The organism is Halonotius aquaticus, assembly GCF_003605575.1.
GTDB classification, from domain to species: Archaea; Halobacteriota; Halobacteria; order Halobacteriales; family Haloferacaceae; genus Halonotius; species Halonotius aquaticus.
On sequence record NZ_QKNY01000001.1, the window covers coordinates 1 to 21298 of the forward strand.

The following is a 21298-nucleotide window of genomic DNA, read 5'->3' on the forward strand; positions in this document are numbered from 1 at the left end:
GCAGCGACGACCGACACCGAGCCAGCAACCGCGGCGACCACCGACACCCCCGAGGGGATCGCCGCCGCCCTCGCCGCGGAACTCCGTGAGGGAACGATCTCCGAGGAGGATCGCTCAACGATCAAATCCGAACTCGGGTTGGGGCTGCCCCGGAGCGCGGAGGTGCGGATCGAACGCCTCCAATCTCAGGTTGAGGATCTGGCCGCCTACACCGACGCCCTTGAGGCGTTCATCGACGACCGCGGGACGAGCGACGACATCCTTGATGGCCTCCGCGACGATGTCGACGACCTCTCAGCGACTGTCGCGGCGATGGAAGAGGAACTGGCGACCGACACCGCCGATCGGGAGGCCCTCGAAGCCTCGGTTGACTCGCTTGAAACCGAGGTTGAGACGACAACCGATGAGCTCACAACCCTCTCGGAGACAGTCGACAGCCACGCGCGGAACCTGGACGACATCGAGTCCGACATCACTGTCCTTGATGAACGGCTCGACGAGACCGATGACACCGCAACCGAGGCGGCGGAGACAGCCGACACAGCCCACACAACGGCTACCGACGCCGAGGCCGCCGTCGATGCGGTTGAGGACGATCTTGACGACGCTGTCTCGGAGATCGATGCCGTCATCGACGAGGTTGACTCCCTTGCCACTGAGGTCGACACCGTCGACGACAGCGTCACCGACATCGAGGGGACGGTTGATACCCTTGAGGACTCGGTGGCCGCGCTTGACGATGCGGTCGTCGACACCCAAAGTGAGATCGACGATCTCAGTGACCAACTCGACTCGGTCGAGGCAGAGCTCGGTGCGGACATCGACTCCCTCCGAGAGACGCTTAGCGAGGTCGAACGCATGGCGGATGCCGCCGCCGACGAAGACGATATCGCCGACATCGAAGCCCGGATCGACGATGTCGAGGATGGCATTGAAACCCTCGAACGGTTCCGCGAGGGCCTGAGCTCGGCGTTCGGTGGCGTTGGCGACGGCGGCGACGACAGCTAACTTCCTTTTGTGGAGCGTTTCCTGGTGGCCGGGAAAACGGAATCCGTTTAGTCGGGGACGATAAGAGTGAGCTAATGACCGCGACGATCCCGGTTGCCGTCCCCAGAAAGGGGCGGCCGCTGGAGGCGGTGCTCGAACGTATCGCCGCCGTAGCTGATGTCGATGCCCTCGCAGACAGTATCATCTCCACGCTGCGCTACGAGAAGGCCCTCACCAAAGGCACGAAAACGGCCGACGCGAGCCCCTACGAACGGCTGGCCGACTACAGCGAGACAGGTGACCCCCACGCCCCGGAGTACACACTGCTCCGTGACGACCGAGAGGGGTTCCCCCGGCGAGTGGTTTTCGATAGCCTCACCGTCGCACTCGACGGGGTCGATCTCCGGCTGATCGGCCGCGAGGAGCCGTTTCGGTCGCTGCGAACCCATGAGTTTGCCCTCGGCTTCGACAGCGCGGATCTGGTGCTCGAAGAGGTCGTCGAACTCCGAGAGGCGGGCGTCGGCTCACTCTCTGAGATCAACGCCCGGATCAACCCACATGACACCGATGTCGCCGTCGTCACCGGCCTCGGCGACACGGTGTATCATACCTTGTTGGCAACACCCGAGGTCGTCGGCGAGACGGCAACACTCGATCGTGAGTTCGTTGCCGACTACCAGGGGCCGCTGTGTATTTCGCCGCGGTACGAACGCCTCGTTGAGGCGGTTCTCGGGACACGGGCGACCGATGGTGTCGAGTTTGTGTATCCGAGCGACGCCGCCGAGGAGGAAGCCGCCATCGCCGAAGCCGGTCTTGGGGTCTACCTGACGGTCACCGGGTCGACAGCCCGGGAACACGGCCTCGTGCTCGGCGAGCACCTGTTCCCTAGCGAAACGGTGCTGATGGAAAACACGGTTGAGGCCGACAGCGAAGCCGGCGCGATCAAAACACTACTTACCGAGCCCGCTATTGATACCGCCTTGCAGGTTGAGTAACTACTGTTCTGGAGTGGTCTTTGCGTGAGTGCTGGCTTGTTGTCGCCGAACAATGCCGATATTGTTGGCGACCCGTTCGGTCATCGCTTGGAATGCGGTCGCTGTCTCGCCGTCTGACCGGACGATCGGTTCGCCGCCGTCGCCGCCGGCCCGGATCGCTGGATCGAGTGGGATCGCCCCGAGGAAGGGGAGATTTTCCTCGTCGGCAAAGTCCTCGCCGCCGCCGCTGCCAAAGATATCGTGGCTGCCGCCACAGTCGGGACACCGGAACGACGACATGTTTTCGACGATCCCCAACACCGGGGTTTCGTGCTCGCCAAACATGCGTAATCCCTTGACAGCGTCGTCAATCGCCACCTCCTGTGGTGTCGTGACAATCACAGCCCCCGTTAGTGGCAACGTTTGGAGGACGGTGAGCTGTGTATCACCTGTTCCTGGTGGCAGGTCGACGACGAGATAATCAAGCTGGCCCCACTCGACATCCTCGACCAGTTGGGTCAGCATCTTGTGTACCATCGGCCCACGCCAGATCACCGGGTCGTCGGGGCCGACAAGGAAATCCATGCTCATCAGTTTGAGGCCGTACTTCTCGGGGGGAATCAGCGTCTTGTCGTCGGTTGCCTCCGGGGCGTCCTCGCTGTCGACCATGCGGGGGACATTCGGCCCGTAGATATCGGTATCGAACAACCCGACTCTCGCGCCACGCTTGGCGAGGCCAGCAGCGAGATTCACCGAGACCGTCGATTTCCCGACGCCGCCTTTCCCGGAGGCGACAGCGATGATATTCTGGATATTTGGAAGCACCTCCTCGTCGGTGTGGAGCCCCGGCGGCATCGCCGCGGTCAACTCGATCTCGCGGTCGGTGTCAGCAAGGGCGTCCCGCACCTGGTCGGCAATCTGGGATTCATGGGGGGCATACGGGGCACCGAGCGCAAGCGAGAGCCGGATGGTCTCGGCGTCGACATCGATGGCGTTGACCAAGCCAAGCGAGACGATATCGTCGTCGAGATCCGGATCCTCGACGCTTGACAAGAGCGACCGCACCTCATCGGGATTCATACCGATAGCTCGGCGAGTCCGTTGAATAAGGGTTTGGTACCGGGCTGTGGTACAGCCTCAGTCTCTACTCCCGCCGTCGATCAACGTGCCCGGCGCGTCGCCAGCAAGAAACGCGCCGACAGCGTCAGGCCCGAAGATACGCGCTGGCCGTGCCAACGCGAGTAACTCCTCGACCTTGCCGGCCATTCCGCCGCTCACATCGGTCGATTCGCTGTCGCCCAACGCGGCAGCGACTGATTCGAAGTCGGTGATCGACTCGATCACGTCGCCTTCGCCGTCCAAGACGCCCGGAACCGTCGAACAGAGCCCCACCCGCGCGGCACCAAGCCGGTCGGCCAGTCCCGTCACGAGTTCGTCGCCGCTGATCACTGTAACCCCCTGTCCAGCGTGAGCGATCACATCGCCGTGCAGCACGGGCACGAAACCCTCGGCGCGGAGGCTCCCAACAGCAGCCGTCGGCAACGACACCGCCGCCTCGCCGTCGCGGGCGACTGCTGATAGGGGATGGACGGGAACAGCCGCCACGCCGGCGGCTTGCAGGCGGTCGACGACGACACTGTTGAGCCGCTTCATCGCGCCGTGGATCGCCGTTACTGCCGCCGGATCATGTGTTCCCTCGGTCGTCGAGACGCCGTGGTCGGACGCATGGACGTGCCCGAAGCTTCCGCCGCCGTGGACGATAATTAGGTTTGCTTCGTCGCTCTCGTCATCGATCGCCGGGGACTCGGCGATCGCCGCGACCGCCGCAGCAAGCGCGTCGTCGTCGACTGTTTCGGGGGTATCCTTGTCGGTGATGACGCTCCCGCCGAGTTTGAGGATCGTTAGGTTGTCGCCCCCGCCCGTGTCGGCCATTATTCGTCCTCCACGCGAACGCCGTCGGTGGCGAGTTCGGCACGGAACGCCTGTTCACAGTCCGGCGTATACTGAAGACTCGTCTCGGTTTCAGCGGTTGCATCGAGGGCGACGATACAGCCGCCACCGCCTGCACCGGTCAGCTTTGCCCCATCTGCGCCGGCCTCACGGGCGGCCCAGACCATCGTATCCAGCGACCGCGAGGAGACCCCGAGTGCCGAGAGGAGGCCGTGGTTGATATCCATCAGTTCGCCGAGTTCGCCGATCAGTTCCGCACTGGGGTCGCTCTCGGGGTCGGCTGCCGCCAGCAACGACTCGCCTTCCCTGACAATATCGCCGATCGCGTCGACCGTATCGGCCGCGAACTCATAGCGGTCGCGCAGCGAGCGCACGCCGGCGACGAGCTGGCCGGTGTCGCCCGCGCCGCCATCGAAACCGACGACGAACGGGAGTTCCGGCGTCTCAAGGCGGCTGCAGTCGTCGCCCTCGACGCGGACGGCTCCCCCCATCGTCGAACAGAACGTGTCGGCTCGGGAGGCTTGGCCATCCTGAACGTCGTACTCCGCTTGGTAGGCGCGATCCGCAAGCTCACGGCGGTCGAGTGGCTCGCCCAGCGCACGGGTTGCGGCGTCGATGCCCGCGACAACAACGGCTGCCGAGGAGCCCAGCCCCGCTCCGAGTGGGATCTCGCTGTCGACAGAGATATCGAAGCCGGCGGCGGGGGCGTCGGCGGCATCCCGAGCCTGTTCGACGGCGGCATCAACGTAGCCGGTTGCGGCTTCGATCAGCGGTTTCGGCACGTCAACATCGGGCCCGCTGGCCGGCGAGTCGGCGTACTCAACGGCAAACCCATTGAGCGTGAGATCCTGAGCCTCGACGCGGACGTGGCCGTCGTCGCGCGGTTCGACCGTGACGGTCGCGCGTTTCTCGATGGCACATGGGACGGCTGGCTCGCCGTAGACGACGGCGTGTTCGCCGAAGAGATATACCTTCCCCGGCGCGCTGACGACGGTCATCGGGTGCCCCCGTCGTCGCCCGCCAGTTCGTGTGTTGCGATCGAATTGTACATCTATATTCCCGTACGATAGCGTAGGTTTTTATATGGTTGCATGGTAACAACGGAGTGTGAACGTCAACCACACCGTGGTTGACACTCACGTGTTTGGGGTGTGGCCCTCGCCCTCCTCAAACGGGAACGGGGAATGCACGCTGCGTCCGCACGGTGGTGCGGACACCGGGTTTCACTATTTTGACTGAGTAGCTTCGCCTTCGGCTCGCGTATCCAGCGGATCCTCGAGGTCACCCATCACGGCTTCGAGTGTGTCGGTCGCTGTCACCAATCCGACGACGTCGCCGTCCTGCACCACGAGGGCTAACTCCTGATCCTCGGCTTGGAACTGATCGAAGGCGTCGCTCACGCTTGTCTCGGCGGCGACGGTCATCGTCGCCGCGGCGATATCCTCGAACCGCTCCTCGCCGGCCTGCAAGGCGTCGTAGTGGTCGATGATCGACGGCGAGTAGACGACACCCCGGAAATCCGTTAGCGCGTCGCCGACGAGCGGGAACCGGGTGTGTGGCGTATGGCGAATCCGGTCGAGGTTGTCGTCGACTGACCGCTCTGTTGACAGGGCGACGATATCGTCGGCAGCTACCATGACCTCGCTGATCGGAAGTTCACCGACTTCGAGGGCGTTGAGCACCTCCTCGCGGCGTTCGTCAGGAATCTCGCCCTCCTTCAGTAGCGACCCGAGTTCGTTCCGCAGGTCGGCGCGGGATTCCAGTACGTCTTCCTCAGTTTCCAGCCATGCGCCGGTCATCTCGATCCCGAACAGTTTGAGCGTCCCCTTGGCGACCCAGTCGCCAAGGGTGATCACCGGCGAGATACCGCGGTGAAACCAGTACAGCGGCGATGCACCGTACCGACAGACGAACCGCGACCGTTCGACCCCAAGGTAGGTCGGCGTCTGCTCGCCGTGGGTGAGATGGACGAGGTTGATGATTAGAAAGGCGATCACGCCGCCCGCTCCGATCGACGCCAGCGGCCCGCCGACGAACAACGGCTCGAAGATGGCTGCGAGCGCCGGCTCGGCGACGATCCCAACGGCGATCGAGGAGGCCGTAATCCCGACCTGGCAGGTCGTTAGATAGATTTCGAGATTCTGGGTCATCTCCCAGGCTCGTTCCAGGGCGGGCCGGTCGCCGATAAACTCGCTTTTCTCGAACTGTCTGGCGCGCGTCAGCGCGAACTCGATAGCGACGAAAAAGCCGTTGGTGAGGATCAATGTAACCCCAGCAACGAGACGGAGGGTCAACTCAAGCGGTGTCATCGCCCGCGGCTAGGTCGGTGCTCGCCAAAGAAGGCCATGGAATCGACAGCCACGCGGGGACGGCCGCTTACTCCGGTGTGTCGATGTAGAGCCCGTAGCGGTACAGCTGGTCGTCATACCACAGCAGCCTGCCGTTCAGGCTCTCATCGGCAGTCGCCACGCCGAGAGCCGCAAGCACCGCCTCGAAGGCCGTCGACAGCGGCGTCGACTCCGTATGCTCGCCGCCGAGGGCGCGATCAAGCAGGTCACGGGCCGCCATCGACAACGACCCATCGTCGAGTTCGGCGTCGATCTCAGCGGCGAACACCACCTTGCCAAACGCTGCCTCGTCGTCGGCAACGGGAATCGCCCGTGTTGTGTACTCAGTCTCACGGATCGATTCGGTGGTGACGGACACGCGATACGGAAAGCCGCCGTCTGCTGTCATCGTGATGACTCGGCCGTCAAGGTCGCCCGTTGCCAGCTGGCTGTCGCGTTCGGCCGGCCGCCGGAGGACGTAGGCGTCATCTCGGATCAGGTCGGCCGACGCCCCCGCGCCGCGGGTCGCGCTGTTGCTGTGGAGGATTTTGATCACCCGCGCACTCGGCCGGTCGAGCGCGTCGACGTGGATCGCCTCCGCGCCGCTCTCGTCGCCGTCGCTCTCGCCGACAGCGTCGTCGTCGAGCGATTCCACACGAACCAGCGTTCGATCCATCTCCTGCCGGCCAGTGACCGCGCTATCGGTCTGGAAATATCGCTCCTCACCAGCGACGTAGCTGTCTTCGGGCAGCGGCGTGAAGCCGTACGTTCTGTGTGTACCGTCAGGAAGGATCGCAGCCAGTGCGGCGCGGGCGGGATCACCGAACAGCGGATCGTCGCTCGGCTCATACAGCGCGTGTTCGGTTGGGCTGGCGTCGATCGTGTCGATGCTGAGTGTGTATTCGGTCGACTGGTCGGTATCGCTGAAGCCACCGCTCGTACAGCCGGCAACCCCGGCTAGCACCGCCGGGGCGGCCGTCTGGAGGAGTCGGCGTCGACTCGGGGACATACGCGGAGCTTCGACTGGGGATACTTGCGACTGTCGAATCGGCGACAGAATAGAACGAAAATCGACGAAAAAGCCCGCTACAGCGCGTCTTCGAAGTCTTCGAGCTCGTAGAGCGTGCCGGCGTTGCGTCGGTCGAGCGTCTCGTTGGCAAGCAGCCAGTAGACAACGCTCAGCGCGCGGCGACCCTTGTTGTTGGTCGGGACAACGAGGTCAACATTGCTGACCTGGTTGTTGGAGTCACACATCGCAATGACTGGGATGCCGACGGTGATCGCCTCCTTGACCGCCTGGGCGTCGCCGATCGGGTCGGTGACGACCAACACGTCGGGCTCGATGTAGCCGGCGTAGTCGGGGTTGGTCAGCGTCCCGGGGATGAATCGCCCAGTACGGGCGCGTGCGCCGATGGCCTCGGCAAACTTTTCGGCCGGGAAGCGACCGTACTGCCGCGAGGAGGTCACGAGGATCTGCTCGGGATCGTAGTTTGCCAGGAAGTCCGCCGCCGTCCGGATACGCTGGTCGGTCTGGCTCACATCGAGCACGTAGAGCCCATCGTCACGGACGCGGTGGATGAACCGCTCCATGTCGTGGGTCTTCTGTTGGGTACCGATGTGGACACCCGCGCCGAGGTAGTCCTCGACAGGGATGAGGAGATCGGCCTCGTCGTCCGGCATCACATCGTCATCGAACGGCGTGGCTTCTTCCTCGTCCTCGGCCTCGTCGTCAGCGTCGGCCTCGGCTTCGGCTTCGGCATCGGCGTCAGCAGCTTCGCCGTCGTCGGCATCGGTTGCTTCGGCCTCCTCGGCGGCCTCGCTGGCGGTGTCGGTGGCGTCCGGTTCATCATCGACAGGCTCCTCGGCGTCAGCAGCCTCATCGGCCGCCTCAGCGTCGTCCTGTTCTTCGAGTTCTGTGTTGTTGTCGCTCATACTGCGTCGTCCGCGATTCGGATCAGTTCATTTAGCTTGGCGGTGCGTTCGCCGGCAACGGTGCCGGTCTTGATGTAGTCGGCGTCGGTGGCGACCGCCAGATGGGCGATCGTCGTATCCTCGGTCTCTCCGGAGCGGTGGGAGATGATCGTCTTGTAGCCGTGTTTGACGGCCAGTTCGATCGCATCGAAGGTGTCCGACAGTGAGCCGATCTGGTTCGGCTTGATCAGGATGCTGTTGGCCGCACCGGCGTCGATACCGTCCTGCAGCCGTGAGACGTTGGTGACGAAGAGGTCGTCACCACAGATCAGCGTCTGGTCGCCAACCTGCTCGGTCAGCTCGGCGAAGGCCTCGTAGTCGTTTTCGTCGAGTGGATCCTCGACGTACGCGAGGTCGTACTCTTCGACGAGGTCAGCGACGTACTCGATCTGTTCGTCGGTCGACTTCTCGCCGTCGCTGTACTGGTAGGCACCGTCTTCGTACATCTCCGCGGCGGCCATATCGAGGCCGAACTTGATCTCGAAGCCAACCTCGTCGGCGACCTGCGAGACCGCCTCGTCGACGATCTCGAAGGCTTCCTCGTCGTCGATCGGTGGGGCCCACGCGCCCTCGTCGCCTTTGCCCGCACCAATTTCGCGCTCATCGAAGATGTCGCCGATCGCCGCGTGGACGGCGGCGTTGGCGAAGACAGCTTCCTCGACGCTCGGCGCGCCGACCGGCGCCGAGAGGAACTCCTGGATGTCAGTGGCGTCTTTGGCGTGTTCGCCGCCGCCGACAACGTTGCCCAGCGGGATCGGGAAGTTGTCGCCGCGGAACGCGCCACCGAGATGCTGGTACAGTGGTGCACCCAGCGTGTCCGCGCCGGCCTTTGCGGCGGCCATCGAGATGGCGACCGCGCTGTTGGCACCGATCTCGGAGAAGTTGTCGGTGCCGTCAGCAGCCCGCAGTGCGTTGTCGACCGCGCGCTGATCGCCCGCGTAGACGGTGTCGACCAGCCGTGGCACCGCGTGTTCGCGGGCGTTGGCGATGGCTTCCTGTGCCGGCAGTTCGATCGCTTCGTACTCGCCGGTCGAGGCACCCGAGGGTGCCGCGGCGCGGCCGAAGCCGCCGGAGTCGGTGAGTACGTCTGCTTCGACCGTGGCGTTCCCACGGGAGTCGAGCACGCGTCGGAGTGAAACGGAGCTGATTCGTGTCATTGGTCTCGGTTGATCGTAAACGGCAGGACGCCCGCGTCGTACTCCTCGGCGGCGATGAGGATCGGCTCGCTTTGGTCAGTCTCGACGAGCACCGGGGCCCCATAGGAGATCTGCAGCGACCGCGCGCCGAGAATGCGGGCCTTCTCGTAGCGGTTGTAGTGCATAGTCATTGGTATGGGGCAACTACGTCGACGAGATCCGTGTGCGATACCATCATGCGCCGACAGCAGTGGCGGGTGATCCCCAGGTCGTCGAGTACCTCCGCGGGGTCTTCATCGCCCTCGCTGGCGCGTGCCTCGAACTCCTCGTAGTGTTCACCGATGACCGTGCCACAGGTGAAACACCGGACTGGGATCATCATACGTGGATCACCTCAGCGGTAGGACTTCTGGTAGCGCGCCCGTGCACCCGGGCCGCCCCACTTTTTCTTCTCGGATTGCCGAACGTCGTTGACCAGCAGCGAGCGATCGAACTCGCGGTAGGCCTCGCGCAGTTCGGCGTCATTGTGATGCTGGACGAGCCCGCGGGCGAGGGCGGTGCGGACGGCGTCGGCCTGGCCGCTGAAGCCGCCGCCCTCGACGGTCACGTCGATGTCGACGCTGTCTCGCAGATCGTCGTCGGCGATGCGGAACGGTTCGAGCATCTTGAGCTGTGCCATCTCCGGCTCAACCAGCTCGACGGGCTGGGAGTTGATCCGGACACGACCCTCACCCTCACGCACGGTTGCGCGGGCGATGGCCGTCTTCTTCTTACCTGATGTATTGGTTACCATGTAACGTTTGCCCCCAGTTTTTCGGAGATCTCGCCAAGCGAGATGAACTTGATATTCGAGAGTCGATCCAGTGAGGTGCCGTCAAGCACCTCGCCATCCTCGTCGTAAGGGTTGCCGAGGTAGACGCGGACGTTCTCGAAGGCCTCCCGGCCGTGATCCTGCTTGTACGGCAGCATGCCGCGGATCGCCCGCTTGAAGATGCGATCCGGCCGTTTCGGGTAGTACGGCCCGCTGTCGGAGCCGACCTCGGCGCGTTTCCGGTAGGTCTCCATCGTCGACTCCGGATTGCCGGTGATGACGGCGTCTTCGGCGTTGACGACGGCGACACGGTCGCCATCGAGTGCCTGCTGGGCGACCTCGCTGGCGACGCGACCAAGGATGCAGTCTCTGGCGTCGATAACGACATCGACGTCGAATTTGGCTGCGCTCATCGAATCACCCGGACGTTACTGCCCTCGGGATTGCTGTCGAGGGCTTCTTCGAGTGTCACCGCGTCGCCGACCTGCCCGATCTTGCGGCGGGCGGTCGAAGAGAAGTCGACGGCGGCGATCGTGACGTTTGTTTCAAGCACACCACTGCCCAGCACCTTGCCGGGGACAACAACGGTCTCGTCTTCCCGGGCGTATCGCTCGATACGGCCAAGGTTGACTTCCGCGTGGGTGCGCCGTGGCTTTGCGAGACGGTCGGCGATATCGCGCCAGACACCGGCGTCTGACTCGCCTGCGACCGTCCGTAGCTCGGCGATGAGACTCTGTAGTCTCGGATTCGTTTTGCTGCTCATGAATACTGCTCCTGAGAGAAATCGGAGTGCAGGGAGCAGGATTTGAACCTGCGGACCCCTATGGGACAGCGCCCTGAACGCTGCGCCGTTGGCCTGACTTGGCTATCCCTGCACGCACTCCGAGGTACCGCACACCACGGCTTACCAGTTTCGATCCCACGCCGGTCTGTCATCGACCGACGGCCACGGCTCGGCGGCCACATGGCTACGGGGCCGGGGCGGCGAGCACGTGAGTGGATCGGATCTGTCATAGTGGTGTCCGGTGGGTGCAGTCAGCTAAGCGGTGACTGCGTCGTGTAGTTCGTCCGCGCGGTCGCCGAGCGATTCGGCGGCGCGGAGCACCAGTTCTGCAACATCGAAGGAGCCGTCCGTCTCGACGTGGAACACGTAGGCTCCGGGCACGTCTTCGACGGTCAGCTCCGTGCCGGGATATTTGTTCGTGAGGTCGTGATCGAACTCCTTGGTGAGGACAACCTCGCCCTCGTCGGTTTCGATCGCCCCACGCAGGATCTCCGGCTCCTGCTCGTCGAACTCGCCGATGTCGTCGCCAACGGTGACCGACTGGAGGTGACGGAAGCCGACAGCCACGCCGCCCTGCTGTTTGGCGTGTTCCTTGCCGGTGTCCAACACCGCGTCGGCCTCGAATTCGAGGCTGTGGCCTTCTTTGAGCTCAACGATCGGGATATTCTCGTCAGCCGGCTGCACCAGCTCGTCGCTGGATTCGATATCGCCGGAGTAGGCCGTCGCCGGCCCCTCGACGTCGAGAGCGACGGTGACGGTGTCACCGATCTCAAACTCGTCTAACGGTGTTGTCAACGGGACGAGGCCCAATCGGAGGCCGATCATCTCGTCGAACATGACAGAGGAGTTCTCGGTGAACCGAACGGAGTCGATGGCAAACGTCGGCACATCGGCGATCATCGCCCGGCGGAAGCCGTTGGCTAACGCCGGTGTCAGCCCGCGAACAACGAAGCGGGCTTGCCGATCGTCGCGTTCGATAATCTGAACGTCGAATTCGCCTGACATACTAGAGTCGCTTGTTTTTCGGCGCGCGTGTCCCGTCGTGTGGGATCGGGGTTACGTCCTCGATGCGGCCGATCTCGATGCCGGCCCGGGCCAGCGCGCGGATCGTCGCCTGCGCGCCGGGGCCGGGGGATTTGTTGCCGTTGCCACCGGGGCCGCGCACGCGAACGTGGACGCCCTCGATGCCCGCGGCCTTCGCCTTCTCGGCGACGACCTCGGCCATCTGCATGGCGGCGTACGGCGACGCTTCGTCGCGGTTCTGCTTGACCACGGTACCACCGGAGGACTTGGCCAGCGTCTCTGCGCCAGTCTGGTCGGTGATCGTGATCAGCGTGTTGTTGAACGAGGAGAACACGTGGGCGATGCCCCACTTGTCGTCTTGTGATTCACTCATTGGTTACTCCTGAGCCTCCGCCCGGGCTGGGTGCAGATCGTCTGCAAGCGGACTGGTCTCATCGTAGCTGATCGCCGACTCTTCGGCGACCTCGATGGTGCGAGAGGGCGTCGTCGCCCGGGCACCGTTGACGGTGATGTGGCCGTGAGAGATGAACTGCCGGGCCTGCTGTGGCGTGCTGGCCAGGCCATCCCGGTAGACGACCGTCTGGAGTCGTCGTTCGAGGATATCGGTGACCTCAAGCGACAGAATGTCGGTGATCGTGTCGTTGTCGCCGAGGATCCCGTAGCGGCGAAGCTTGGCGAGGAACTCGCTGCCGGCCTCGGCAGCGGCCTCGGTGTCACCCTGTGCCTCACCGATGAGGCGACGGGCCTCCCGTCGGATCGATCGGAGTTCCGACTGGGCGCGCCAGAGTTCTTCTTTGTTTTTCAGGCCGTAGCGGCCGATGAGGCCACTTTCTTCGGCGATCCGTTCACCCTGGTAGGGGTGGTTAGGCGTCTCGTAGCCGACGGTGTTTTGGCCGGTCGTCATTCGTCGTCATCCCCTGCGGCCTCTTCCTCGGCGGCCGCGTCTTCCGCTTGCTCCTCTTTGATCCGTTCAACGTTGACACCGATCGTCCCTTCGGTACGACCGGTGGATTTGGTGCGCTGGCCACGAACCTTCTGGCCGCGCTTGTGGCGGATCCCTTTGTAGGAGTCGATCATCTGCATGCGGTTGATGTCCTGTCGGCGCTGCTCGTCGACCTCACTGCCCACGATGTGGCTGGAGTCACCGGTAAAGAAGTCATCTTGCCGGTTGACCATCCACTCGGGCATGTGGTCGTCGAGGTTTTCGACGACATCGACAACGCTGTCGATCTCGTCGTCCTCAAGCAGGCCGAAGGTGGCTGTACGGTCGATATCGGCCGCCTCGGTCACGATGCGTGCCGTGCGCTGGCCGATACCGTTCATGTCTGTGAGACTGCGTTCGACGCTCTTCGTGCCGTCGAGATCGGTCTGCCCGATCCGGACGAAGTACCGGAGGTCTTCGTCGTCCTCCTCCGTCGAACCGTCTTGTGGGTCTTCTGCACTCATAGCTAGTTCAGTTGTGCGAGCGTTGCGGCGGGGATTCGAACCCCGGAGGCAGTGACGCCACAGAGTTAGCAACCCTGCGCCTTGGGCCAAGCTTGGCTACCGCAACCCGCGGTTATCGGTCATATTGTCGCCCGTCACGGACTCGGGGCCGGTCGCCCCTACAGTACTACGAGTAAGCGAAGCCTTGTCGGTTACTTAAGGGTCACGGATAGTCGGAGGCATGCGGCGGTGTCGCATGGCTGTCAGCGACCGAGAAAACCGGATTCATTTTAGTAACCCACCGAAACACTGAGATATGACTGACCACAGCGACGACCCCGAGGTGCCGATCATCTGTGAGGAATGCGGGACGGAGACGACGGTGCCGCTGTCGGAGCTTGAAACGCAACTCGATCGACACAACGAGAATCGCCACGACGGCGAGGAACACGCCACCGTCGATCCGACGCTGAAATCCCAACTCCAGGATCTCGTCGCCGAGGATCTCGGGCTGTTTGAGTAGCGGCCCTTACAACACCTGGTGTGTTGCGTCCTCGGAGTCGAACGTCCGGTTGTGAACCGCAACTCCGGAGTCGGTATCGAAGAGATGGATCGAATCCGGTGGGAAGGTGGCGACGACCTCGTCGCCAGCCGAGATATTTCTGAGGCCGCTGACGGTCGCGGTGAACGTCACTGGGTCGTCGACGCTGCGGTCGAAGGTGAGATGGATCGTGTTCTCGTCGCCGCGGGGTTCGACAACGTCGACGGTCACCTCAAACTGGTAGTTGTCGCTGAGCCCGCCGGGTTCCTTGATCCGGATGTCCTCCGGCCGGATGCCGAAGACAACGTCGGATCTGCCACTGATAGCCTCCTGTTGGGCCGGCTTGAGCGGATACTCAAAGCGGTCGATGACGAGCGTTTCGCCGTCGACGTCCATCTCGAAGAAGTTCATCGAGGGGTCGCCGATGAAGCCGGCGACAAAGCGATTATTTGGTGTGTGGTAACACTCCAAGGGCGTGCCGACCTGCTGGAGAATCCCATCGTTGAGGATGGCGATTCGGTCGCCCATCGTCATCGCCTCCGTCTGGTCGTGGGTGACGTAGACGGTCGTCACGTCGAGGTCATCCTGAATGCGCTGGAGCTCTGTCCGCATCGTCGCCCGCAGTTTCGCATCAAGATTGCTCAGCGGTTCATCCATCAGGAATGCTTCGGGCGCACGCACGATGGCCCGCCCGAGGGCGACACGTTGCTGCTGGCCGCCGGAGAGATCGCTCGGCTTTCGATCCAACAGCTCCTTGATCTCCATGAGCTCAGCGGTGTCAGCGACTTTGGATTCGATCTCATCGTCGTTCATCTCGGTTGACTCCTCCAGCCCGAAGCTCATGTTCTGCTGGACGGTCATATGCGGGTACAGCGCGTAGGACTGAAACACCATGGCGATGTCCCGCTCGGCGGGTGGCTTCTCGTTGATGCGCCGGCCGGCCAGCCGGATCTCGCCGGTCGTGATCGTCTCTAAGCCGGCGATCATCCGCAACGTTGTCGACTTCCCGCAGCCGGAGGGGCCGACCAACACGAGGAATTCGCCGTCCTCAATGTCGACCGAGACCTCATCAACTGCGGTGATCTCGTTGCCGTCGTCTTCGGTGAATACCTTCGTTACGTCGTCGAGTGTTAGCTCTGCCATGGATGGGTTCCTCCTGTGAGTTCAGTGATCATGCTATGCGGCGACCCCCTTGGCGAACTTGTCGCCGAAGAAGATGTACACCAACAGCGTCGGCAACGCCGCCAGCAACGCCGCGGCCATCCGCAGCGGGAAGTTCGTCCCCGACTGGGAGACGCCGATGCCGACGAGATCCTGCGTGACGACCGCCGCATCGCCGAACTGGACGATGGTCAGCGCAAACAGCAGGTCATTCCAGATCTGGGTGAACTGGTAGATAAACACGACGGCGAACATCGGGATCGACAGCGGCAAGATGATCCGTCGGTAGATCGTTGCCACCGACGCGCCGTCGAGTTGGGCGGCTTCGACCATCTCGTCGGAGAGCTTCTTGTAGTGGGCGCGGAACAGCAGCGTACAGATCGGCAGCCCGTAGGCCGTGTGGGTGATAATCAACGCCAGCAGTTTCCAGTGGTACGTCTCGACCAACGGCAACGCCGCCAGCGGTTCGAAGGCGGCCCGCAGTGGGACGACGTTGTACCAAAACTGCGTCAGCGGCACCAACACTGCTTGGTAGGGGATGAAAATCCCCGCGACAAACAGGATGTAGATACCGATCTGTCCGCGCCAACTGATCGTTGTCAACCCGAAGGCAGCCATACTGCCAAGCAGCCCCGAGAGAATCGTCGCCGGCACGACGAGGATGACGCTGTTGACAAGCCCTTGTCCAAGGCCGTCGATAGCACCCCGCCATGGCTCTATGGAGAGTTCACCCGTTCCCGGTACCAGCGGCTCCAGTGGCGGAAGATACGGGAAGTTCCCGGAGTAGGTCTCGGGGCTGATGATCGAGGTCATCAGCCCGGTCTCGATCGGGATAAGATAGAACGCCCCCATCCCGATGAGGACGAGATACAGGACGATCCGTCGCCACGAGTGGCCGAACAGGGTGCGTTCGCCTGCGCGACCCGTCTCGGTGCTCATAGCTCACCCCGCTGGTACTGCGTGTAGATGTACGGGGCGACGATAGCGAGTGCCATAATGAACAGCAGTACCGCGATCGCCGAGCCGTAGGCCCAGTTACCGTTGGCGTAGGCTTCTCGCACCATGCGGGTGGCAAGAATATCAGCCGACGGCCCCGGCTGGTAGCCGCCGTACATCGAGAACAGGAAGTCGAAGGCCTTCAGCGAGAACACCGTCAACACGACGAGCGCGCTCACCGTAGCCGTCCTGAGTTGCGGGATAATCACGCGCCAGTACATCCGGATCGTGCTCGCGCCGTCGACACGGGCGGCCTCGAAGTGGCTGGTCGGGATCGCTCGCAACCCGGCCAGATAGACGATCATCGCATAGCCGCTGAACTGCCAGATCAACGCGAAGGCGACCGCCGCCAACTTCAGGTCAGGGTTCTGGACGATTTCGATCGGACCAACGCCGACCGCCCCGAGGATGATGTTGACGAGGCCGGTTTCGACGTTGTACATGTAGAGCCAGAACTTCGCCGTAACGACAAAGGAGAGGCTCATTGGCAGCAGGTAGATCGTCCGGAACGTGTTCTCAAAGCGGATTTCCTGATCGACGAGGATCGCCATCACCAGTCCGACAGCCAGACAGACCACCGAAAACGACACCATCAGGACGACCGTGTTCCAGGCTGCGTTCCAAACCGGCGAGACGGTCAACTCCGACCACGACGGTGTCCCGCCGACAAAGGCGATGACGTAGTTTTCGAAGTCAAGCGCACTGTAGTCTGGCGAACCGAGCCCTTGGAAATCGGTCAACGAGAGGACGATATTCCAGATGATCGCCCCATAGATGAACAGCCCGATCAACAGGAACGGCGGGAGCCAAAACGGGGCCGATCGCACCGAATCGCGATCGAGGATTGACCCCGCCTCCGTGGCGGTGCCGCCGTCGGCGCGTACCTCACGGTGGTCTTCGAGGCGTTGTCTGAGTATGGTAAGTGGATTACGCATAATGCGGGGATGGGAGTGTCCCGATTAGTTGAACGCGTTAATCAGTGCGTCGGCTGTGGCGGCGGCATCGTAATCCTCGAGGAAGCCACTGAACGCACTGGTGATATTTGTGGAGACGCCGGGGGAGACAGCTAGGCCGTGTTGAATCGACGGCGGCTGGTTGTCGGCGGCGTTGAAGTCGTCGAACTGATCCTGTTGGAAGGCGTTGAGACTCGATACGTCTGCATCGCTTCGCGGCGGGATCGAGCCCTTCTTGGCGTTAAACAGGACTTGCCCTTCCGCACTGCCACAGTAGCTGAGGAACTGCTTTGTCGCCTCCGGTGAGGGGTTGTCGGCGAGATACGGGAAGGAGTCCATGTTGAGGAGGTAGCTCCCGCTGGTGCCGGGGTAAGTGACTTGCCCCCAATCTTCGCCGTAATTAAATTCTTCCTTTCCTCCGTACGCACCCGCAGCCCAGTCGCCTTGGTGGATGAACGCGGCGTCGCCGTCCATCACCATCGTGTTGGCCTCGGTGAAGCTGATCGACGAGGAGTCACTCGGGTAGTACTCGCTGAGATCGACGACCGACTGGAGGGCACTTTCGACAGCCGCGGTGTCGCCGTTGCCGTTGATGAACGCTTCGTAGCCATCGATGCCGGCCTGACCAAGCAGGATCGTCTCCCACAGTTGGACGGTCGACCACCCACCGCTGGTCTGTTGGGCGAAGGGCACGGCGTCGGTTTCGGCGGCAATCGTCTCACAGGCGTCGACAACATCGCTCGGCGACGAGAGGCCTTCAGGGTCGACTCCGGCCTCCTCAAGGACGGCCGTGTTGTAAAACAGGTTGTTGATCCGGTGGATGTTCAGCGGGACAGTGACGTAGCTTCCGTCGTACTGGGCTTGTTCCTGTGGCCCCGCCAGATAGTTCTCCTTGAGATCATCGTCCCACACATCGCCCTCGATGTCCTCGTAGGCTCCGTCGAACTTGGCGAGGGTTTTGCCGGGCCACGTCTGGAACGTACTCGGTGGATCGTTGGCCTGCAGTTTGTTGAGGACGACCTGATCGAGATTGCTACGGGCCGCGCCGTCGACCGGCTCCTCGGCGAACTCAACATCGGGGTGTTCCTCTTGGAACCCTTCGATGAGGGCCGCGATCGCGGCGTTGCCGTCGCCGGATGACCATGCGTGAAGCAGTTCAAGCTCGTTGCTGCCGCTTCCACCGTCGCCGCCATCGCCGCCATCGCCGCCATCGCCGCCACCGCCGCCACCGCTACAGCCGGCTAACCCGGCGACAGCAGCAGCACTGGTTGTCGTGAGGACGGTACGGCGTGACACATTTGGTTCGTGTTCAGACATTGGGTATCATTCCTCTGGGAGGATCGTGCTGCCGGTAGACTGCTCGGTGGCTACCGTCAACCGCAACGCACGAATCCACTGGTTCACCCTGAAACACTAAGACGCATTAACAATTATGTAGAATTTAATTTATATAGTATTTCGAAACCGGATACTATACACGATTTGTAAACTGATTCCGATTGCAACTTCTGCAGTATTTGCTATAGAAGACGAGTGGTACAACCGTCTACTCAGCGATTTCGCCCACGGGTTCTCCATTAAATCGAACGTTCAGTAAACTGGCCGCGACGACCAAGCGATCACACCAGCGACGGCGCGAACGTATCAACGAACGCTAACGAGCAGCCAGCCGATATAGCCGAAGGCGACTAACACCGCTGCAATCGATCCCCAGACGATCCCACCGAACAGGAGGCTGCCGACCATCAGTCGGACACCTCCGAGGCCGCCGTGCCGTCCTCGGTCGTCGCCTCAGCCCCGGGCGGATCGAAGGATCGAATCTCCGTTGTCAACGACTCGAAGGCGAAGCCGTCGCCGCCAATGGCGGATGCAACAGCCGTCACAGCTGTCGAGACGGCGGTCGCTCCCAAGAACGCCGGTAGAAACGCCGGTTCGGGCAGCACGCCAGCGATCCCAGGAATTGTCGCGACCAGCCCGCGGAGCATCGGGAAGTAGGTGATCCCGACGACGAGGCCGGCGAGACTCGCCGCCAGCGCGCCGCCCTGCGTGAGTTCCCGGGAGAACAATCCCCAGATCAGCGGCACGAATACGGCGGCCGCAAGCAGGTCGGCTGTCAGGAACAACTGGAGGACGCTGTACTGTTGGGCCCCGATGATGACGGCCCCGAGCGCGACGAGCGCGGTGAGACCCCGACCCGTCAGGCGGAGTGAGCGGTCGTCCTCAACGTCGATGAGGCGGGCAAGGTCGACGGTGATGAGACTCGAAATCGCGTTGAGCATCGTGTCGGCTGAGCTCATCACCAACAGGACGACCAGCATGACGACGACGAAGGCGACCGCATCAGGCAGGGCCTCGGTGACGACGAGGAAGAACGCGACGCTGTTGGTTTCCGGCGTTGTGAGCCCTAACCCAGCGGCCGCGACGCCGAAAAGCCCGGCCAACAGCACCATTGGAATCACGGTCAGGGCGGCCACGCTGAACGACCGCGAGAGCGTCGTCTCGCTGTCGGCCGCATAGACGCGCTGCCAGATCCCCTGATTCAGCATGTTGGCTCCGAGCACGGCGAAGACGACATACAAGCCGAACTCAAGCCCAGGACGAAAACCAGGATCGAGCAGCGTCGGATCGGTTGCCATTGCTGTCTGGTAGAGGTCGCCGGTGCCGCCGAGCGAGACGACGGCCGCGGCGAAGCCAACCGCCAACAGCGGGAGGATCACGAGCGTCTGAACTGTATCGGTAAAGATGCTGGCGACGAGGCCGCCGTAGGCCGTATACACCAACACGAACGCGCCGACAACCGTGGCGGTCTGCCACGCTGGAACGCCGGCGATCAACTCCAGCGCGCCCGCGATCCCGGTCATCTCCGCGGCGAGGAAGATGAACATGTAGAACACTGAAACGATGAGCACGAAGACGTACATCACCGGACCAAACCGGACAAGGACGAACTCCGTCAACGAGTGTCCTGTCGGCATCAACTCCCGAATCCGTTTGCCGACCGGGACGAACAACAGCAGCGGGATCGCACTGCCGATAGCGTAGCCGAAGACGGCGGTGATGCCGCCGAAGGCCGCGCCAGCCTCCGCGGGACTGAACAGGATCCACGCGCCCATCGTTGAGGCGATCAGCGTCGCGGTCGTCATCCCCGTCCCCGTGGAGTTGCGTGCGGTCAGCAGATCCTCGACGCTGCCAACGCGCCCGCGAGAGTACCACAGCCCCGCGATGGTAAAGACCGCCAGCGTGGCGATTGTCAACCCGAGTCCAAGTGTTGTCGAAACCATGCTATGTCCCCTCCAGGGACTCGATTTGGGCGTCGTCGTGTCGAGACATTCAGTTCAGTCAAGCCGTACCGACCGCGACCTATATAATTGACGAATATAACTGCTGAATAACTGGGTTCTGTATCGCGAGAGATACCAGCGAGTCGAATGCCGTGCAGCTACGAAACTGAAACGCGAAGCCCATCGCGGGCGATGTGCACCTCGCCGTCGAAGGATTCGGCAACGGTCGCACACATCTCTTCGTGGGTGCCCTCGGTATGTGGGTAGAGATGCGTCAGATAGAGATGGTCGACATCGCTGTCGGCGAAGGCCTCGCCGAGTTGACTCGGCGTCGGGTGGCCGTCGACATCGACCGAATCGGGAAACGAGCAGTCGTGGGCGACGACCCGGCAGCCCTCGACGAACCGCGCCATCCCGGCGAAGGCCTCGGTATCGCCCGAGAAGGCGAATTCTGCATCGTCGCCGTCGACAGCGAACCGGTAGGCGAGCCCGTCGATCGAATGCTGTGTCTCACGGCTTTCGACGCTGAGCCCGCCGACAGACACGGTCTCGCTGGCCACAATCTCCCGCACCTGGAGGTCGACCCGCCCGTCAAGATACCCATGGACAGAAAGAAGGCCATCGACCAGCCCTTTCGTGCCGACGGGACCGACGACTTCCAGGTGTTCCTCACCGGCGAGCCACCGTGCTTTGAGCAGGGGTAGCAGGTCGGCGACGTGGTCGAGATGAAGGTGTGTTAGCAGGACGGTACTCACGCCCTCGTAGCCGGCGTTGGTCGCGGCAAGGCGGTGGAGCACGCCGCTGCCGCAGTCGACCAACAGGCGTCGGTCGTCGTGTGTCACCAGCAGCCCGGTCTGCATGCGGTCGCCGGTCGGCATCGCGCTGCCCGTTCCGAGAAACGTGACCTCCATACGCGAACCGTACGGGGCAGCGTGGAAAGCGGTTGTGACACACTGTGAGTCGGAAGGGGTATTCCGA

Annotated in this window: 24 protein-coding genes, 2 tRNA genes and 1 pseudogene; 3 read left to right on the plus strand and 24 right to left on the minus strand. The window is 62.7% G+C overall.

Features of this window, described 5'->3' with window-relative positions; translation table 11 throughout:
• Both DM826_RS12895 and DM826_RS00010 read left to right on the plus strand, forming a co-directional pair.
• Positions 1-1008 (plus strand): annotated as a pseudogene (locus tag DM826_RS12895) (hypothetical protein); the annotation flags it as partial.
• 74 nt (positions 1009-1082) lie between these two features.
• Positions 1083-1982, plus strand: coding sequence for a hypothetical protein (locus tag DM826_RS00010; RefSeq protein ID WP_120099919.1), 900 nt, complete (start codon positions 1083-1085; stop codon positions 1980-1982).
• Here the strand turns inward: DM826_RS00010 and DM826_RS00015 are convergent, their stop codons facing one another.
• The 18 genes from DM826_RS00015 to DM826_RS00100 form a co-directional block, all read right to left on the minus strand.
• A complete protein-coding gene (locus DM826_RS00015) occupies positions 1983-3041 on the minus strand; it encodes an Mrp/NBP35 family ATP-binding protein (protein WP_120099921.1) in 1059 nt (352 codons plus the stop codon).
• Between the two features lie 57 nt (positions 3042-3098).
• On the minus strand, positions 3099-3893 hold the full coding sequence (locus tag DM826_RS00020; RefSeq protein ID WP_120099924.1) for an isopentenyl phosphate kinase: 795 nt from the start codon (positions 3891-3893) through the stop codon (positions 3099-3101).
• Positions 3893-4909, minus strand: a complete 1017-nt coding sequence (mvk, locus tag DM826_RS00025; RefSeq protein ID WP_120099927.1) for a mevalonate kinase — start codon at positions 4907-4909, stop codon at positions 3893-3895. Before mvk ends, DM826_RS00020 begins: the two co-directional genes overlap by 1 nt.
• Before the next feature lie 228 nt (positions 4910-5137).
• Complete coding sequence (locus tag DM826_RS00030) at positions 5138-6220, minus strand: CNNM domain-containing protein (RefSeq protein ID WP_120099929.1); 1083 nt, start codon at positions 6218-6220, stop codon at positions 5138-5140.
• Between the two features lie 67 nt (positions 6221-6287).
• Entirely contained in the window at positions 6288-7247 is a 960-nt protein-coding gene (locus DM826_RS00035) for a hypothetical protein (protein ID WP_120099931.1), read from the minus strand.
• Between the two features lie 77 nt (positions 7248-7324).
• On the minus strand, positions 7325-8170 hold the full coding sequence (gene rpsB, locus DM826_RS00040; protein WP_120099933.1) for a 30S ribosomal protein S2: 846 nt from the start codon (positions 8168-8170) through the stop codon (positions 7325-7327).
• Positions 8167-9366 (minus strand): phosphopyruvate hydratase, encoded by a 1200-nt coding sequence (eno, locus tag DM826_RS00045; protein ID WP_120099937.1) that lies wholly within the window; start codon positions 9364-9366, stop codon positions 8167-8169. The genes rpsB and eno overlap by 4 nt, the downstream gene beginning before the upstream one ends.
• A complete protein-coding gene (locus DM826_RS00050) occupies positions 9363-9536 on the minus strand; it encodes a DNA-directed RNA polymerase subunit K (RefSeq protein ID WP_120099939.1) in 174 nt (57 codons plus the stop codon). The genes eno and DM826_RS00050 overlap by 4 nt, the downstream gene beginning before the upstream one ends.
• Complete coding sequence (locus tag DM826_RS00055) at positions 9533-9727, minus strand: DNA-directed RNA polymerase subunit N (protein WP_021039654.1); 195 nt, start codon at positions 9725-9727, stop codon at positions 9533-9535. The genes DM826_RS00050 and DM826_RS00055 overlap by 4 nt, the downstream gene beginning before the upstream one ends.
• Before the next feature lie 12 nt (positions 9728-9739).
• The gene (locus tag DM826_RS00060) at positions 9740-10138 is read right to left on the minus strand and encodes a 30S ribosomal protein S9 (protein ID WP_120099941.1); all 399 of its coding nucleotides are present in this window, start codon (positions 10136-10138) and stop codon (positions 9740-9742) included.
• A complete protein-coding gene (locus DM826_RS00065; RefSeq protein ID WP_120099943.1) occupies positions 10132-10569 on the minus strand; it encodes a 50S ribosomal protein L13 in 438 nt (145 codons plus the stop codon). Before DM826_RS00065 ends, DM826_RS00060 begins: the two co-directional genes overlap by 7 nt.
• The gene (locus DM826_RS00070; RefSeq protein WP_120099946.1) at positions 10566-10919 is read right to left on the minus strand and encodes a 50S ribosomal protein L18e; all 354 of its coding nucleotides are present in this window, start codon (positions 10917-10919) and stop codon (positions 10566-10568) included. The genes DM826_RS00065 and DM826_RS00070 overlap by 4 nt, the downstream gene beginning before the upstream one ends.
• 27 nt (positions 10920-10946) lie before the next feature.
• Positions 10947-11031, minus strand: a tRNA-Leu gene (locus DM826_RS00075).
• Positions 11032-11195: 164 nt separating this feature from the next.
• Positions 11196-11945 (minus strand): DNA-directed RNA polymerase subunit D, encoded by a 750-nt coding sequence (locus tag DM826_RS00080; protein ID WP_120099948.1) that lies wholly within the window; start codon positions 11943-11945, stop codon positions 11196-11198.
• A 1-nt stretch (position 11946) separates the two neighbouring features.
• On the minus strand, positions 11947-12336 hold the full coding sequence (locus DM826_RS00085) for a 30S ribosomal protein S11 (protein WP_120099951.1): 390 nt from the start codon (positions 12334-12336) through the stop codon (positions 11947-11949).
• A gap of 3 nt (positions 12337-12339) precedes the next feature.
• Positions 12340-12867 (minus strand): 30S ribosomal protein S4, encoded by a 528-nt coding sequence (locus DM826_RS00090; RefSeq protein WP_120099953.1) that lies wholly within the window; start codon positions 12865-12867, stop codon positions 12340-12342.
• Positions 12864-13409: a 30S ribosomal protein S13 gene (locus DM826_RS00095; protein WP_120099956.1), complete on the minus strand. Its 546-nt coding sequence runs from the start codon at positions 13407-13409 to the stop codon at positions 12864-12866. Before DM826_RS00095 ends, DM826_RS00090 begins: the two co-directional genes overlap by 4 nt.
• Before the next feature lie 20 nt (positions 13410-13429).
• Positions 13430-13515, minus strand: a tRNA-Ser gene (locus DM826_RS00100).
• 189 nt (positions 13516-13704) lie between these two features.
• On the opposite strand from DM826_RS00100, the gene DM826_RS00105 reads away from it, so the two are divergent.
• Positions 13705-13911 carry a hypothetical protein gene (locus DM826_RS00105; protein ID WP_120099959.1) on the plus strand — a complete coding sequence of 69 codons (207 nt, stop codon included), beginning with the start codon at positions 13705-13707 and terminating at the stop codon, positions 13909-13911.
• 6 nt (positions 13912-13917) lie between these two features.
• Here DM826_RS00105 and DM826_RS00110 read toward each other — a convergent pair whose 3' ends face one another.
• The 6 genes from DM826_RS00110 to DM826_RS00135 all read right to left on the minus strand — a co-directional run bounded on the left by DM826_RS00110 (position 13918) and on the right by DM826_RS00135 (position 21231).
• Positions 13918-15072 (minus strand): ABC transporter ATP-binding protein, encoded by a 1155-nt coding sequence (locus tag DM826_RS00110; protein WP_120099961.1) that lies wholly within the window; start codon positions 15070-15072, stop codon positions 13918-13920.
• Positions 15073-15105: 33 nt separating this feature from the next.
• Positions 15106-16029: a carbohydrate ABC transporter permease gene (locus DM826_RS00115; RefSeq protein WP_120099964.1), complete on the minus strand. Its 924-nt coding sequence runs from the start codon at positions 16027-16029 to the stop codon at positions 15106-15108.
• On the minus strand, positions 16026-17021 hold the full coding sequence (locus tag DM826_RS00120) for a carbohydrate ABC transporter permease (protein WP_120099966.1): 996 nt from the start codon (positions 17019-17021) through the stop codon (positions 16026-16028). Before DM826_RS00120 ends, DM826_RS00115 begins: the two co-directional genes overlap by 4 nt.
• A gap of 24 nt (positions 17022-17045) precedes the next feature.
• Positions 17046-18335 (minus strand): ABC transporter substrate-binding protein, encoded by a 1290-nt coding sequence (locus DM826_RS00125; RefSeq protein ID WP_321167527.1) that lies wholly within the window; start codon positions 18333-18335, stop codon positions 17046-17048.
• A gap of 449 nt (positions 18336-18784) precedes the next feature.
• Positions 18785-20320: a sodium:solute symporter family transporter gene (locus tag DM826_RS00130; protein WP_120099970.1), complete on the minus strand. Its 1536-nt coding sequence runs from the start codon at positions 20318-20320 to the stop codon at positions 18785-18787.
• Between the two features lie 158 nt (positions 20321-20478).
• Positions 20479-21231 carry an MBL fold metallo-hydrolase gene (locus DM826_RS00135; protein WP_120099972.1) on the minus strand — a complete coding sequence of 251 codons (753 nt, stop codon included), beginning with the start codon at positions 21229-21231 and terminating at the stop codon, positions 20479-20481.
• Between the last annotated feature and the right edge of the window lie 67 nt (positions 21232-21298).

What these genes read in the sequence shown, in the direction of transcription:
- DM826_RS00010 (WP_120099919.1), top strand. Translation starts at nt 1,083, where the DNA reads ATGACCGCGACGATCCCGGTTGCCGTCCCCAGAAAGGGGCGGCCGCTG.
- DM826_RS00015 (WP_120099921.1), bottom strand. Translation starts at nt 3,041, where the DNA reads ATGAATCCCGATGAGGTGCGGTCGCTCTTGTCAAGCGTCGAGGATCCG.
- DM826_RS00020 (WP_120099924.1), bottom strand. Translation starts at nt 3,893, where the DNA reads ATGGCCGACACGGGCGGGGGCGACAACCTAACGATCCTCAAACTCGGC.
- mvk (WP_120099927.1), bottom strand. Translation starts at nt 4,909, where the DNA reads ATGACCGTCGTCAGCGCGCCGGGGAAGGTATATCTCTTCGGCGAACAC.
- DM826_RS00030 (WP_120099929.1), bottom strand. Translation starts at nt 6,220, where the DNA reads ATGACACCGCTTGAGTTGACCCTCCGTCTCGTTGCTGGGGTTACATTG.
- DM826_RS00035 (WP_120099931.1), bottom strand. Translation starts at nt 7,247, where the DNA reads ATGTCCCCGAGTCGACGCCGACTCCTCCAGACGGCCGCCCCGGCGGTG.
- rpsB (WP_120099933.1), bottom strand. Translation starts at nt 8,170, where the DNA reads ATGAGCGACAACAACACAGAACTCGAAGAACAGGACGACGCTGAGGCG.
- eno (WP_120099937.1), bottom strand. Translation starts at nt 9,366, where the DNA reads ATGACACGAATCAGCTCCGTTTCACTCCGACGCGTGCTCGACTCCCGT.
- DM826_RS00050 (WP_120099939.1), bottom strand. Translation starts at nt 9,536, where the DNA reads ATGACTATGCACTACAACCGCTACGAGAAGGCCCGCATTCTCGGCGCG.
- DM826_RS00055 (WP_021039654.1), bottom strand. Translation starts at nt 9,727, where the DNA reads ATGATGATCCCAGTCCGGTGTTTCACCTGTGGCACGGTCATCGGTGAA.
- DM826_RS00060 (WP_120099941.1), bottom strand. Translation starts at nt 10,138, where the DNA reads ATGGTAACCAATACATCAGGTAAGAAGAAGACGGCCATCGCCCGCGCA.
- DM826_RS00065 (WP_120099943.1), bottom strand. Translation starts at nt 10,569, where the DNA reads ATGAGCGCAGCCAAATTCGACGTCGATGTCGTTATCGACGCCAGAGAC.
- DM826_RS00070 (WP_120099946.1), bottom strand. Translation starts at nt 10,919, where the DNA reads ATGAGCAGCAAAACGAATCCGAGACTACAGAGTCTCATCGCCGAGCTA.
- DM826_RS00080 (WP_120099948.1), bottom strand. Translation starts at nt 11,945, where the DNA reads ATGTCAGGCGAATTCGACGTTCAGATTATCGAACGCGACGATCGGCAA.
- DM826_RS00085 (WP_120099951.1), bottom strand. Translation starts at nt 12,336, where the DNA reads ATGAGTGAATCACAAGACGACAAGTGGGGCATCGCCCACGTGTTCTCC.
- DM826_RS00090 (WP_120099953.1), bottom strand. Translation starts at nt 12,867, where the DNA reads ATGACGACCGGCCAAAACACCGTCGGCTACGAGACGCCTAACCACCCC.
- DM826_RS00095 (WP_120099956.1), bottom strand. Translation starts at nt 13,409, where the DNA reads ATGAGTGCAGAAGACCCACAAGACGGTTCGACGGAGGAGGACGACGAA.
- DM826_RS00105 (WP_120099959.1), top strand. Translation starts at nt 13,705, where the DNA reads ATGACTGACCACAGCGACGACCCCGAGGTGCCGATCATCTGTGAGGAA.
- DM826_RS00110 (WP_120099961.1), bottom strand. Translation starts at nt 15,072, where the DNA reads ATGGCAGAGCTAACACTCGACGACGTAACGAAGGTATTCACCGAAGAC.
- DM826_RS00115 (WP_120099964.1), bottom strand. Translation starts at nt 16,029, where the DNA reads ATGAGCACCGAGACGGGTCGCGCAGGCGAACGCACCCTGTTCGGCCAC.
- DM826_RS00120 (WP_120099966.1), bottom strand. Translation starts at nt 17,021, where the DNA reads ATGCGTAATCCACTTACCATACTCAGACAACGCCTCGAAGACCACCGT.
- DM826_RS00130 (WP_120099970.1), bottom strand. Translation starts at nt 20,320, where the DNA reads ATGGTTTCGACAACACTTGGACTCGGGTTGACAATCGCCACGCTGGCG.
- DM826_RS00135 (WP_120099972.1), bottom strand. Translation starts at nt 21,231, where the DNA reads ATGGAGGTCACGTTTCTCGGAACGGGCAGCGCGATGCCGACCGGCGAC.